Here is a 14,861-nt window from a genome sequence, read left to right as displayed (position 1 = left end):
CCTTTTTATCTGTATTTTATCAGATTTGTAATTAGTTTTATTTAGTATTTACTACTAACCTCTATGTTTTTATTATTTTTAGATAAACATCGTTATATTTATATAATATTTTTTCGATATAGTAAATAAAGTATTTTTCTTTTGAAGAGAATATCATTCTATAATGTAGATGAATTCTAATTTTAATTAGAACATATTCTCTAGATGTCGACATCTTTTTAAGATGATAATTAAATTCTCATTTAAATTTATTATAATGTACTATATATACGTGTGTATATAATCTGTTTTTAAAACCTATATTTTTTATAGGCCAATATAATAAATAATTTTAGCCAAGAATCCTGTAAAGGACTTATTACTATAATAGTATATTTTTTTATAAAAAAGATCGTGACGTACTAATTTTTAGTTTAATTAAATTTAATGCACTTCTTATTGGGGTAAATATATTTTTTATTTAAAGAGCTTATAGAGCTATTTAAAATTTTTTATATTTAAAGTATCATTAAAAATGAATAAAACTAAAAATGTAAATATTTAGAATAAAATATTTATCGAACCTCTTTTTAAGAAGAGTTAAAAACTAATTTTAGATGCATTTACGTTTTACTATATTTTAGTAACTTTTTATAAAAAATTCTTTACACCTGAAGGCATTACTTTTAGTAGTAAAATTTGATGTTGTAACAATATACTAATTTCTAATATTAAGTTGATCTTCTCTAAATTTTAGAACTCTTTACTTATATTTTAATACACTTTTTATACAAAAAGTTTTTCTCGTGACCTATATTATAGGAATAAATAAACTTTTTAAAAGCGTATATGCAGTTTTCATATTTATTAGAACTACATGTGGTTTTATTTATTTGTCCCATTAAACTGAACCTAAATCTTTTTTATGTTTAATTTGCCGACACTTAGTATTCTTAAGTATATTAACTATGAATTCTTGAGTAGTACTACGTTTGGCTATTTTCGCGGATAAAGTTAAGCACTAATCGATTGAATGTGTGTGGGTCTGCTAAGTTCATTCCATGTGAAACTCCGGCCATTGTTATTTGGCTAGCACCTTTAACATGCTTGCGCAAGCATTCGATATTCTGATGAAAAATAGAAGGGCTTTTTTCTCCGACAACTAACATGATCGGTAGTGTAATTTCGCTAGCTTCATGCGCAGAAAAATCTGGAATCTGATCTATAATTTGCAGCCATAGTGTATGCGCATTATCTCGCACTATTGTCTTGAACTTATCTGGGCTTTGTGCCCATGTTCCTTGACAGCTAACTGAGTCAACAAATAATGCTAAGCCCGCATCTACTTCGCCTTTATTAATTAGCCCCGCGGCGCGGGTATGTAGCGTATTCATCTGACACAATGATGCATAGCAATCTAATATCTCGCCGTTTTTAGTAAAACCGATCGGATCTATTAGTGTCATACTACGCAACCGCCCTGGGAAACGGTGAGCAAGATGGAATGCAAGATAAGCACCGCGGGAATGCGCTACTATATGCACTGGCTCACGAGCGACTATATCTATAAACTGAACGATCTGCTGTACATGTGTATTCCAGTTAAATGTAAAAGAATGATTCAAATCACGAGTTGGAAAGTAATGGCTGAGGCTAAGAGATAACACGCAATTTTTTGATGCAAGCGGTATAAACTGCGGCTCCCAGTACCGGTAGTCGCACAATGCGCCATGAACTAGTACTATTGGCTCTCCACTACCCACCTGTGCGAAAGCAATGCTTGAATAGTCAGCCAGCTGTATAAGCTGAGCGCGCGGCATTGACGTAACACGAGGTGGCGTGTGGATCATTTTTTTACCCTCACCCTAAAGTGCTCCACTGACTGTCCTGCATATACTGCTCGCCTGAGCCAATTAGGCATTTCTCCTTCGCCATCCCATACGTTTCCATATGCATCACGAAACAAGATAGGCTTTATATTCTTTTCTTTTTCAGCAAGTGCCTCAGCAAGCCGCTCAATAGAAATACCATATTCCGCCATCTGATTGTGAATATATGTAATAATTTTCTGTCTCTTCTGTTCGTCCATAGAGTAAGGTTATTATGTCGCGTAGCTGTGGGATATACTTTCTCTAGCTTGCTGTACAAGTATAGAGAGGTTTGCATCACTATTTCACGCTCTTCGAGAAATACAGGTCAGACAGCTAGACAATTAGAAACGTAGTTTATAGCTACGAAAGACTTGACCGTGCCGAGCATAATACAATTTCCGTGAATTTCGCAATGAACTAATCAGTGACAAGCAGTTATAAATGTTGATATCACACAATCTAAATAAATTAGTCGCGCTGTTATGAGTCAGCACAAGATACCCGGTGTTGTACTACTGCGAGACAATAAAAATATACAACGACCGGGGATGTCTCCATTCAAATAAGTGTTAATTTTACCCTAGTGGCTTATTAAGCGATGACTCAAAGATTTATCTTATTCTTTATGCTTATGATACGCTATTATTGAATATATTTATTGTATCTTACGGCTTAAATATCGACTCTAGCAAAAATTTTACCAAAATAAAATTGTACATATCCGGAATGTATCTCGAAATATCTCAAAAAAGCTTGTATCTCTAGCTAGATATATACAAAAACAAGACAAATAAGGCTTTCCAACTGCGCTAGGCGCAGCAGTGTATATTCTAATCTGATGGTTATCTTACACTATAAGTGTAAGGTTATAATGAAAACTGTATGTATCTAGCTTTAACGAAAGCCGCGTGTATTATGTTAAACGCAAGTACATCTAAAACCTCAAACACCTCCTATAGATTAACCGCTTAGCTTAAGCTGTGCACGAATTAATTCTGCAATCACCTCGAGCTTTTTCAGCTCGGCAATCTCGCGCGTATGCGACTTAAGCTTTTCGCCAACGCGTCGTGGAATTACATGAAAATGTACATGTGGTACAGTCTGACCAGCTACAGTCCCATTAAATTGAACTACCATCATACCCTCTGGTTTTAATGCAGCTCGCATGGCTGTAGCAACCCGTCGAATCATCCAAAAGCACGCAGCGCCTGCTGCATCTGAGAGGTCAAAGATCTCTGATACAGCTTCTTTCGGCACTATCAAAACATGGCCATCGGCTTCTGGCATTAGGTCCATAAAAGCTAGTACATTTTCTGTCTCTGCAACTTTAACGCACGTTAGCTCGCCCCGTAAAATTTTTGCAAATAAGTTGTTGTTAATATAGCACATCTCAGCCCTCACGTTGAATTTTATACGTTAAAAGATATGCTGTGGTTTTATCTTTAGTTATATCAATCTATTTATATAGAGACTAGCGTCGCCATTAGAATCATTAAGGGTTAGCTTATATGCTTCTGTGAAAAGGTATAATCTAAAGAGAAAGTAGTATGTCTTATGACCCTTCTCATTAAACTAATAATCACTAAAATAGTATAAAAGTTTTATAAAAAAGAAATTCTAGATCGCTTTTATAACAAGTAATGTCTAGCATCGTTATTTAGTAAAATAATTAACATTGTATATTATACGCTGTATTCCTTTATTTTAGTGAGCGCCCTTATCTCAAATAGTCTTTTTCTGGTACCTTATATAGGTAGTTATACACTAGATCGAGTTTAAATTAAATCTTAAATAACATAATTTTTATTAGGTGAGAACTATCTTTCTCAATTTTTATATTGAGATTATTATGGCGCTACTGATAGCCCCCCCTATTTTTTAATTAAATGAATTAATTTCATCTAAAAAATATAAATTTATTTATTTTACGTTTATAGTAAAAAACGTATAAATTTTAATTATTTTTTACCTCGAATCTAAGTATCAAAAATATTTAAAATAAAACATAGCTATTATTATTAGAATATACTTTACTCATAAATTTACACTATGTAAAAATAGGGTTTCAAAGATCTTGATCTTGCCCCCCCAAGAAAGCGCTACAATAGGATTATCTAATTTTAGACGAGTTACTATCGCTATACAAACAATAATGCTTTACCTAAACACACGGATATATTTTAACATATATCGATAATCTGATTCGTAGTACCAAAAGCACTTAGGTAATCTAAAACGTTTATTTTTCCGTTTATAACGGTTGACATATACGCATACTTATGTCGTGAATTGTGTATTTTAATTTTATATTAAAATACAGAAATTTATAATAATATCTCCTTATTTAAAATAATATTTATATTAATATATTTTTAGTTAAAATAACGCAAAAACACACGCGGCGCGCTTAAACGTTCTTATAGAAGAAGATAATAAATTTAATTAAATTTATCTATACAATTAAAGTTTTTTAAAAAAACTAAATTAGGACTAATTTTTAGTAAAAAATTTAAAGTAATATATTTATTTATTATTCTAAATTAGAAAATTTAAATACTTTTTATTTTTACTTTAATTATTTAAATAAAATTTATGAAAAAATTTACTAATTTTTTATAAAAACTTAGCTATTTTAAGGCATCTTAACAATAAAAGTTTTCTAACTAAAAATATAAAGTATAGATCTTAAAGCATGACGTTATTATACAGGTCTCGGGCCTGCTTATAAAATAAGATTTTTACTTAACAAAGTAAGTGTGAGCTGATTAAGACTTAATAAGAGGAGTAATTTTCTAAATTAGAGGAATGCCGAAAAATTAGAGGAATGCCGCAAAAAATATAGGCGGCATTCCATGCTGTCTCAACAAATGAGGTGGTACGTGTTTATGTAACTATTCGACTAAATGAGTCACGAGATAATCTATCCAGGTTTCGATAGCCTGCGTAATTTACATGATTGATTCTTTTATCTTTAATCGCATTGATTTTGATTAAGTAACTTAGTTTATGTATTTTTAATGAAGTCTTAAGATAGAATCGAGCCTCTCTTAAGAATTTTAATAAACGGAATAAAAAATTAAAGCTTTATGAAAGCGGTATATTAGATCTTACCGATTAGGTTCAACGACGGTTTTAGGGTTTTATCACCTGGGATCCACCTGGCTGGGCACACTTCTCCAGGATGCGATTCAACGTACTGAGTAGCCTGTATCTTGCGTAGTAACTCTTTTGCATCACGGCCAATACTATTGTCATAAATTTCGTATATCTTAATTTTGCCTTCTGGGTCTATCACGAATGTACCGCGCTGAGCAAGACCCTCTTCCTCGATTAGAACTTCGAAATTTCGAGCCAGGATAGCTGTTGGATCACCTACCAACGGATATTTAATTTTAGCGATTGTTTCTGATATATCAGACCAAGCTTTATGTGCAAAATGAGTGTCTGTCGACACGCCATAGATCTCCGTACCGAGCTTTTGAAATTCAGGATAGTAGTCTGCTAAATCACCTAGCTCGGTTGGGCACACAAATGTAAAGTCAGCCGGATAAAATACGATGACTGACCATTTTCTTTTTAAGTTCTCTTCTGTGATTGTCACGAAAGTACTATTGTGGTATGCGGTTGCTTTAAATGGTTTAACCTGAGTATTGATAAGAGACATCACGCTTTTCCTTCTTCAGTTAAAATTACCCTAGAGCTTACGACAAAGAGTGCAATATGGTAAAGTTATTTTAGACTGCTAAATTAGCGGCATCAATGTTATCATTTTTCGATATATAATGCGGCACAAATGCCTTAGCGTAACTTAAATGTAACGGGCTCAATCTGCTGGGAAATTAGTTTCTATAAATAGTCCTAAGCAAATCATACCACCTAATCCCATACACCCAAAACGGCTAGATACTCCCCATAAGTTGCCTTGTTGTTCTTGGTTAAAATTATTTTCTTAATATTTAGCGGCATTATATATTTGAATATATGTTGCTCCACCGTGGAATTAGCTAGTCGATGCACTTACGACTATTTGGGTAAACTTGTTCGAATATAGGCAAGCATTATAAACGAACTGATCTTTTTTGGATTATCTTCAAAACAGTCTTACGTATAGTTAACCTTAGTTAGATAACTCCTATATTAATATAGGAAGAAGATTCACTTTTCGTAATCACGAGCGGAAATAAGTGCGAAAGCATTACAATAGCTGAATTAGTAGCATCAATCAAGTTAGGTAAAACCATCAACAGCATAAATCCCTAAGATCAAGATGCTTCATGAAATATCAATTTCATCTCTATTTAAATAGTCCTTCGTTTAAAGAAACCTAATATTATAGTATTCGCTGTGTATAGCTGTAATTCTACTTGTCAGTCAATTAACGTTCTGCCAAAAATTAGTAGTGCTGTATTTCATCGCACTAAATAATTTATTAGTCTCTACCTGGTATCTTCAAGATAGGTACTTATAATAAGAGAAATAGGATATCTATAAAGCAGATAATTATTTTCTTTTTAAGATGCGATTTTCGCACAGCGATTCTATTATTCAGAATCTAAAGCGTTTTTTAGTCATTAGCTAATGCTATATAAGACGCAGCCCCTAAATTTTGAGGAAGACAGAAATACGTCTTATTAAAACGTATTAATTTAAATTTTTTATAAAAATTTAAAATTATTCTGTGCTAAATAGCATACCATACCCTCGGTAAGTTTCTGTAGATATGTTAAACCCAATTTCCAGGGCGAAGGTATCCCCACAGCTGCGCAAGTTTTATATGGTATCTAAATAGCATAATTGCTGTACCTGAAAACAACGCTCGTAGATTAAATTTACAAAAAATTGATAAGATAATTTTTTTACTAAAAACGTAAAATTTTAATAAAAACTAGGATATAATATTTTCTAAGCTAGAATACTTAATTTTTTTAAAAAAATTAAAAATATAGGGTCAGTATCTTCTTTAAGAAGAAGAAAGTGCTTTCCATATCTCGTAAAGACATATCTTTATATAATTCCGATATCCGCTTTATTACATTTAAACTTTTCTTAAATGCTATCCCCAATAGAAAAACTAATTAATTCTAATCTTTTTCTTGCTAACTTTACCTAGAATATTTTTCTAGAAAAAGAATCATTCTTCACTATAAATAGAAGGATATTTAAATATTAAACTAGGTAAAAACACGTTTATTTTAGAGCCCATACTTACTAAAAACAGTATCATGTAACAACTATAAGGTTGTCTTATTGCTTGGCTTAGTAATTAAGAAAAGTTGACGATTTAATCGTAACTAATATGACAAAGGCATATTATCTATACTTTTTTAAAAAAAATTACAATACCGATGGGGACAATATATCACAGTACTTCTATAATGCTGATTATTTCTATCTGCTAATACTCCAACTTCTGATATCAGAGTACCACTTTAACGAGAAAGACAGTATGTAGTCATTTATTGATAAATAACTAACTTTTGTCTTTTAGACTAAAATGATCGCTATTATTTTTTAGCTTCACTTATATTTTAAATTATTAATAATAAGATATTATATATAATATGATAGCTGCTAATGCATAAAAAATGAACGTATAGATTGATGTAAAATCTACAGACTGTACTTTTAGTATTTTATAAAAAAATATCCACCGAATATTCTTCAGCGCAGAAGCTATTAGCTAGAACCTAAACAGCATCTAAGTAATAATACCAATACATTTAAACATCGCTAGAATATAATATCTGCATTATTCTATCAGAATACTAGAGTATGTGGGTGTTAAATAATTATTTGCCTTCTTAGTACTAAAAATATTTTACAAAATGGTTAGATTATTAATCTAAATAGCACTAAATTAGTTCTCTATTTAAGCACACCCCCCCTCTCTAATAATGAATTATAATATCGGTACCCCAGAGGCAAAAATTGCAATTAAAGTTGTAGAAGTGCGACTTAGTTAGTTTTCAGTGGAATAAGTCTGTTTTGATTTATAGTTGTTTGCGCTAGCTAATATGCTAGCGATTGTTGTTAACGCATATTAGCTATATTCAGATATCACTTACCTGTCAGTTTCAGCTTTCATCGACATGAAATACATACTTACTGACATCAAATTAATACGTATAATACTGCGCTAAGTTGCTAATATCTCAGATATGTCATAGCTTACATACCGTAGTATTGAGTTATACTCGTCCTCCTGTAATTGGCTATTACTAATTTAAGCACAAAAATCTAGCACTCTCAGTACGAGAGTAGCATTTTTAACACATAAACATGTTGGTCAATTTACTGCTGCTGTATTGCTAATGTAGAAGTGAACACGTGATTTCACTCGTCTATGTAAATAATTAACATGCTTAACACTAAATTTCGAAGTTTTTCTACTCTCGCAGCTCAGTCTGTTCATCATGAATAATGTTACGCAGGCGGTTCGGCTCGCGAGCGTATACTGTCAGGAACGCGGTGAACTTTTGACGCCATTGCGCCAGAAAGTCTTATCGTTGCTACTGCAATCTGGGCGCGCAACTAAAGCATATACGCTACTTGATGAAATGCGTAAAATTCATGCGGGCTCCGCGCCACCGACCGTATATCGCGCACTTGATTTTTTGAGGTCTGTTAGATTAGTACACCGAATCGAGTCGATTAACGCATTTGCAGTATGCCATAATTTAACACACTGCCAACAAGGCATTCTAATTGTCTGTCAATTCTGTGGCGTAGTCTCAGAAATCGATGCGCGGGGTATTCATCACGCGCTGATGGACAAAATTGAATCGACTGGTTTTATACTTATTCGTGGTAAACTTGAACTAAAAGGGTTATGCTCAGAGTGTGCGATAAAAACTATTTAAAGTCAGCATCCACAGACTAAGCTCAAGTTAGTAACTACCTAATTTTTAATAGGTAATACTATCTAACCTATTCATTAATAAATAAAAAGGGGGGAAGTAGATAAAGTTTTTCTTTAAACGAGTCTACACATGACATAATCTAAAATTAATATCAAACCCGCATAGATACTACCGTTTTACAAAAAAATGATTAAGCGACGAGTCTACTTTTAGTAAATTTTTAGTGACGAAAAAACACTATAGCGCACTAGAATAAATAAAGCTTCTCCGAAACAAAGATTGTATTAAAAATATCTAAGCATGTATAAAGCGATAACCGCATTTGTAATAAGCTAATACTAGTATCAGCCCTCAACTTTAACTAACAACCGATATAGCTTAATCAAGAGCATAATTTTATATATATTATAGTAATAAATAGAGTGGCTTAGGCTCTGATGTATGCAAGGCATACATACTATTAATAATACTGGCACAGTAACGTCGGTTAATCTCCGCAACTCTCAAGTATATCCAGGTACTTATCTTTAGTGCTAATCTAGAACATAGAGATAATGCTCCTACTAATATACCAACTAGTATATCTATACTAACGTTTCGCACAGTAGTGCTGAAATTGTTAAATAACTGTGGTTATTATTTGAGTAACTCGCGCTAGCTTCGTATAATTGCATCTGAGCCTTACGCGGAAAAGGCTTATTATATGTATCAATCAAAATATACTTCTAAGCTTATAAATGAGTTACGCCAGCACATTACTGGCGTTATTTTGCCGTTATGGTCTACCCGGGGGTTCAATGAAATATTAAGCTTGCCATATGATATAATACCAGCGCCTGGACAGGCCGCCTTACCAACCACGCGATATCGAGCTATGGCATGTGTACGTCAACTCTACGTATTTAGCGTAGCTGGCTGGTATGATCATGCAGACCGATTATTTGAATCACTCCGCACCTGGTTCTTAGATATAAAACATGGGGGATGGAATTATAGCATCGATTCACAGGGCGTGCCACAAGAAACAAAAAAAGATTTGTATACACATGCGTTCGTTGTGTTTGGTTGTGCTGAATATTTCCAGCGTCGAGGCACTCAAGATGCACTAGATCTACTTGAAGAAACGCTTTATGTAATTGAGACGCGATTCAAAACGCATACTGGTCTCTATAACACAGTGCTATCTACAGACTTTAAAACAGTTGTTATCGGCCCGCGACAAAACCCAATTATGCACCTATCTGAAGCTTATTTATCTGCCTACGATATACAGCATAATTCTTGGTTTTCCGATGCGCTACAGTCTATCGCAGAACAAATAATTATGAAATTTATACATCGCCCGACCGGCTGCATTGCGGAACTGCCTATCGGCTGCGGTCCCTTGCGTATCGAACCTGGACATCAGTTCGAATGGTTTTATATCGCGTCCGGTGAGCTAGATATTTTTAAATGTAACGACCTGTCTAAGTGTCTTAATTCAGCCTATATATTTTCGCTCCGTCATGGCGTTTCTCCTCGGACTGGAGGCGTGTGTGCTGCCCTAAACGAAGACGGTCATATAACTGATTCAAATGAGCGATTATGGGCACAAACAGAATTGTGTCGTGCCCTCACTATACCGCAAACATTGCATCTCACTAACGATACGTTTAGTCAAAAAATATCTCTTAAAACCCAGCTTAGTCGTTTTAAAAAACGTTTTTTAAGGGACTATGGCTGGGTAGAGTCTCTGGCACAAGATGGTGCTATAGTGCGTATCAATATGCCGTCGACAACACCTTATCACATAGTAACAATGTATAATTCGCTCATCCAAGCAAATATAGAATTATAATTTTTGTCTATTTTATATTTTTAAATTCTTATAATATTTTTATATTTATCTAAATGTAGTTTTTCTATGTAAACTCTTAAATAGAGCCTTATATTTATATTGACAAGAAGCTTTAATATGCTTACAATAAAAAAGTTTTTTAACGTAAAAAATATAAATAATTATATTTAAGTTAAATAATTTCTATAAAAAATACTTTAATAAAAAAATTATACTATTAAGTATCTTAAATTAAGAATTATCCTTTTAGGCAAAGAATTTATATGCTAATAAATTCACCTAGGTGAATTAAAAATTCTAAAAATAGAATATAAAGTATATTTATTAAAATAAGTAAAGTGTTTTATAAAAAAAGCAATATACTAAACTACAGAATATAAGTAAATTACCCCCCTCCTTTAAAAAAGGAGGGGGGTAATTTTCCGTTTACCCCCCTTTTTTATTTTATGCGCATAAAGTCTTTGTTAGTGATACCAACAAAAAATAGTTTTATAAACTAAATTTAGTTACACTTTTTATAAAGTACTAGTAGACTTAAGGTAGGGTGATGGCTAAAATAATTGCAGTGACTCAGCAAAAAGGGGGGGTTGGTAAAAGTACCATCACCATGCATCTTGGTGCAGCCTTCCATGAAATGGGAAGAAAAGTTTTAGTTGTCGATGCAGACAAACAAACTACGCTAGTTCACTGGTCTAGTACTGCCTCTACAAAGGGGCGGATGCCATTTCAAATTGTCAACTTATCGGAGACAGGAGGAGAAATTCATAGGGAAATAAAAAAATTTATCAGTGATTATGATCTCATTATTGTAGATTGCCCACCATCAATTACAGAAAAGATCTCTGGCATTGTACTGCTAGCAGCTAATGTTACCGTTGTACCAATATCATCATCTCCAGCTGATTATTGGTCGAGTATCGGCTTAATAAAGCTTATTCAGCAAGCTCAGATAATGAATAAGGCTTTGAAGGGTGTTTTTCTTTTAAATAAGACTGAAGAGAAACGGATGCTCACACGTGAATTGAAGCGCTCACTCAAAGAACTGGGCTTTCCACTTCTAAAAACTCAGATCCCTACTCGAGAGTGCTACAAACAAGCGATGGCACTAGGACAAACTGTTCTACAAATGACAGACCGCAGTAGTAAGCTAGCAAGTGCCGAAATCCGAGCCTGTACAAATGAAATCTCGGCACTCTTGAAATAATTTTTCACATAAAAAAGCTATATGAAATCCTCTCAACTAGCCCCAGGTTTCCAAGCGCGGCCTGATACAACAACTAGCGAAAAACAAACAGCACTAGAACGTCTTAATATAATCGATGTGTGGATTCAGCAGAAAAATAGCCCCGATATATCTAAAGAAATTAATATAAATAATAACAATAATAAATCTATAATTACCGTCCCATATTCCAGTGAATCTCCGGCCTACTCCGCATGGTGTACTGAAGCTAAATATACGGCAGAACAGATTATTCTGTTGCCATTAAAAGCGATTAAACTAAGCTCTTTTAATCCGCGTTATTTCTACCTAAAGTCGTCTATTCAGAGCCTTGCTATAAACCTTTCTAAGCAAGGTCAACAACAGCCTATTCATGTTATTCCTGATTATAAAAACCCTGGTACATTCTTTTTAAGTGACGGAGGTCGGCGGATTCGGGCACTTAGAGAATCTAACAAGGAAAATGTGAAGGCAATCGTTATAGATTTACCAATTGGTATTGAAAGCTATAAATTTGGTTATGATTTAAACGTCCAAAGAGACTCGCAAACAGTCTTTGATAATGCCATTATATGGCAACGTTTTCTTGACAAACAATTTTTTAAAAGTCAACGTGAACTTGCCGAAATTCTAGGAATCGACGAGTCAACAGTTGCCGTCGCATTAAGTATTGCAAAACTCCCAGAAACTATTATGCAGGAAATGCTAGTTAGACCTGATCGATTTGGGTCGAATATGGCATACCAAATTGCTCGATATACTTCAGCAAAAGGCACAGATGCCGCACTTAGATTAATTAACAGAATTATTATTAACGATCTAAGCACACGACAAGTCGCTGATATTGTTAAAGATAGGGCATTATCTAATAATGCGCCACCGGTAAAGCGGCGGCAGCGCTATAAGCAGCGATTAGAGATTAAAATGAAAGGAGTTATTTTAGGCGATTTAAAGTTATATGGAGATGACAGACTAGAATTAAAGTTACAAGGACTAACTTCGAAAAAGCGCGACGAATTATTATCAACAATCGAAGAACTTTTTAAAAATTCAAATACCAACAGTCCAGACAGTGATATACCTGATATGTAACGCTAAAAATATTATATGTAGTACTGCATATTCGTTTATTCAGCAACGCGCGCATGATTTAATGTAAATGCCAGTAAATCACCATCAGTTGGCTTTCCCCATGTTTTTAGCACAAGCCAATCAAGAAAAGCCGTCTCAGCAATCTTTGATACAATACCCCGCTTCCGCCATTCATCCCGAAGATGAGTGCCTAAACTCGCCAAGGCTTCATCCTCAAATAATTCACAAGTAAGCTTTTGATCTTGGATATCTTGCTTATCGTAAAGCTTACGTGCCTGTTTTCGACGATACGCGGCATATTCTGCTAAGAGCCGAATCTTTGGATCTTTTTCTAAAGTATCCCTTTTTTTGATATATGGAAGCGTTTGAACTTCCTTAATTAGAGGCGCGTAGCCCTTTTTTAAAGCATCCTTGAATAGTGCTGCAGCACTACGTACTACAGGCAGCGTTGTACTACAAATGCGCTGTTCTGTCATTTGAAGAGCCGCACGAATGTGATTTTCTTCATTATTGTTATACATTGTCTGTGCGTCTTTTAATGGAATACCCAGTCTGAGCATGCGATCAATCAATGTGCTATCGAACATATTTTGATGTTTATCAATCGCTGTTATTGGTTTCTTGCGCTCTACAACTCGGAACTGAATTTCTGATATACGCCGCCCTTCACGATGCTCCATTAATTCAATATTAATATTGGTTACGGCATTTACCTCTGCAATAGCAGGACGAAGATAATCTCGCTTAAAATACTTATATTCATGTTTAGCATCATTGCTACCCTCTAAGTCAGGTGTTCCAGATAAAATAGGACGCCACCACTCCCAAGGTTCACGCATTGTAAGATGGCTAGGATTAGTTAAATAGCGTACACAAATCTCATAAAGTGCTAACCCAGCACTGCTGCGTAATTGGCTTTGAAACTGTAAGCTTAGGCGGGCATACTGGACAGGATCAAGAAGCTTTTTCTTAATCTTGGGGGCAAATGAGAACTCGACCCATACGCGGCGAGTAGTTGTATCCTCAAGAATTTCAGCGTCTGCAATTAACGTTGAAATACCCCACTTACGTCCTGGTTTTTGGCTCGAAGTTCCAGTGCTCCATTCAACCTGCACTGACACCATCCGACGCAAATGCTCTTTTACTAGAGCTGTATCATTAGAATCAAATGCAGAATTTTTAACAATGTCTGAAAGCAGCGCTCGATAGGTATCACCCGACTCATCTGCTTGCTGTGCAACAGCCAATAAAACATTAAACAGCTTGCGAGTCAGCAAAGTAATCTTACCGCTCTTCGGCTGAATTGCGATGGCTTCAACGGCCTTGCGCAACTCTGCGGAGCTTTGGCTAACAACATCAGTTTTCTTCTTTGCAACACGAGTTGCCATACATCAAATCTAGACAGTAATTTATTGAATAATACACTCAATAGTGAGAACTGTCTATATTTAGAAACTCACCTATATTTGTAATATACTACAAATATTTATATTGTCTCAATTTTTATCCCGAAAAAACTCACTTTTAACTATCAAGCAAACCAGGCCTCATATAAAAATATGAGTGTCTATCTTGTTCTAAAAAGGTTTTTATTTAAATAAAACTAAAAAATTTCTCATGTGCAGACTTCCCGAAAAATCTCACTATTGCCTAATATTCTCCTTAAGAGAATAAGGGCTGACTAGGATAGCATCCTCTTATTAAGAAGAAAGCCCCATAAACCTTCATTACCATCTAAGGTAGAGTGCTACAAGCCAATAGCATCTATATGACTGCCATAATTTTATATGATATAAGATATCAGCTTGTTTCGTAAGAAAATATATACTTTTACAAGTACAAGTTATAAGCCCCGAAAAACCTCACCTTTGTACAAAAAATTAATATTTTTCCTGGTTTTAGCATCCCGAAAAACCTCACCTTTGTACAAAAAATTAATATTTTTCCTGGTTTTAGCATCCCGAAAAACCTCACCTTTGTACAAAAAATTAATATTTTTC

General features: G+C 34.3%; 7 protein-coding genes and 2 pseudogenes. 4 read left to right on the top strand and 5 right to left on the bottom strand.

The features are described 5' to 3' along the window. Positions 1 to 965: 965 nt before the first annotated feature. The 4 genes from K0T93_RS04165 to ahpC form a co-directional block, all read right to left on the bottom strand. Positions 966 to 1,829 (bottom strand): alpha/beta fold hydrolase, encoded by an 864-nt coding sequence (locus tag K0T93_RS04165; RefSeq protein WP_225721843.1) that lies wholly within the window; start codon positions 1,827 to 1,829, stop codon positions 966 to 968. Next, positions 1,826 to 2,068 carry an H-NS family nucleoid-associated regulatory protein gene (locus K0T93_RS04160; protein WP_225721842.1) on the bottom strand — a complete coding sequence of 81 codons (243 nt, stop codon included), beginning with the start codon at positions 2,066 to 2,068 and terminating at the stop codon, positions 1,826 to 1,828. Before K0T93_RS04160 ends, K0T93_RS04165 begins: the two co-directional genes overlap by 4 nt. Positions 2,069 to 2,810: 742 nt before the next feature. Then, entirely contained in the window at positions 2,811 to 3,239 is a 429-nt protein-coding gene (locus K0T93_RS04155) for an HIT family protein (RefSeq protein WP_225721841.1), read from the bottom strand. Between the two features lie 1,711 nt (positions 3,240 to 4,950). After that, complete coding sequence (ahpC, locus tag K0T93_RS04150) at positions 4,951 to 5,514, bottom strand: alkyl hydroperoxide reductase subunit C (RefSeq protein WP_225721840.1); 564 nt, start codon at positions 5,512 to 5,514, stop codon at positions 4,951 to 4,953. 2,767 nt (positions 5,515 to 8,281) lie between these two features. Between ahpC and K0T93_RS04145 the strand changes: the two are divergent. The 4 genes and pseudogenes from K0T93_RS04145 to K0T93_RS04130 form a co-directional block, all read left to right on the top strand. Further along, positions 8,282 to 8,710, top strand: a pseudogene (locus K0T93_RS04145) (transcriptional repressor); the annotation flags it as partial. 703 nt (positions 8,711 to 9,413) lie between these two features. After that, on the top strand, positions 9,414 to 10,547 hold the full coding sequence (locus K0T93_RS04140) for an AGE family epimerase/isomerase (protein WP_225721839.1): 1,134 nt from the start codon (positions 9,414 to 9,416) through the stop codon (positions 10,545 to 10,547). A 544-nt stretch (positions 10,548 to 11,091) separates the two neighbouring features. Continuing rightward, entirely contained in the window at positions 11,092 to 11,751 is a 660-nt protein-coding gene (gene parA / locus K0T93_RS04135; protein WP_225721838.1) for a ParA family partition ATPase, read from the top strand. Positions 11,752 to 12,015: 264 nt separating this feature from the next. Beyond that, positions 12,016 to 12,861: pseudogene (locus K0T93_RS04130) on the top strand (ParB/RepB/Spo0J family partition protein); the annotation flags it as partial. Positions 12,862 to 12,896: 35 nt separating this feature from the next. Here the strand turns inward: K0T93_RS04130 and K0T93_RS04125 are convergent. Further along, on the bottom strand, positions 12,897 to 14,249 hold the full coding sequence (locus K0T93_RS04125; protein WP_225721836.1) for a replication initiation protein: 1,353 nt from the start codon (positions 14,247 to 14,249) through the stop codon (positions 12,897 to 12,899). Positions 14,250 to 14,861 lie beyond the last annotated feature (612 nt).

Origin of the sequence: Candidatus Vallotiella sp. (ex Adelges kitamiensis) (genome assembly GCF_020342435.1) — a bacterium.
GTDB lineage: Bacteria > Pseudomonadota > Gammaproteobacteria > Burkholderiales > Burkholderiaceae > Mycetohabitans.
This window is presented reverse-complemented; position numbering and strand designations above follow the sequence as displayed.

Bases quoted from the DNA above. Each gene is read 5' to 3' on its own strand.
- K0T93_RS04165 (WP_225721843.1), bottom strand. From the start codon at position 1,829: ATGATCCACACGCCACCTCGTGTTACGTCAATGCCGCGCGCTCAGCTT.
- K0T93_RS04160 (WP_225721842.1), bottom strand. From the start codon at position 2,068: ATGGACGAACAGAAGAGACAGAAAATTATTACATATATTCACAATCAG.
- K0T93_RS04155 (WP_225721841.1), bottom strand. From the start codon at position 3,239: ATGTGCTATATTAACAACAACTTATTTGCAAAAATTTTACGGGGCGAG.
- ahpC (WP_225721840.1), bottom strand. From the start codon at position 5,514: ATGTCTCTTATCAATACTCAGGTTAAACCATTTAAAGCAACCGCATAC.
- K0T93_RS04140 (WP_225721839.1), top strand. From the start codon at position 9,414: ATGTATCAATCAAAATATACTTCTAAGCTTATAAATGAGTTACGCCAG.
- K0T93_RS04125 (WP_225721836.1), bottom strand. From the start codon at position 14,249: ATGGCAACTCGTGTTGCAAAGAAGAAAACTGATGTTGTTAGCCAAAGC.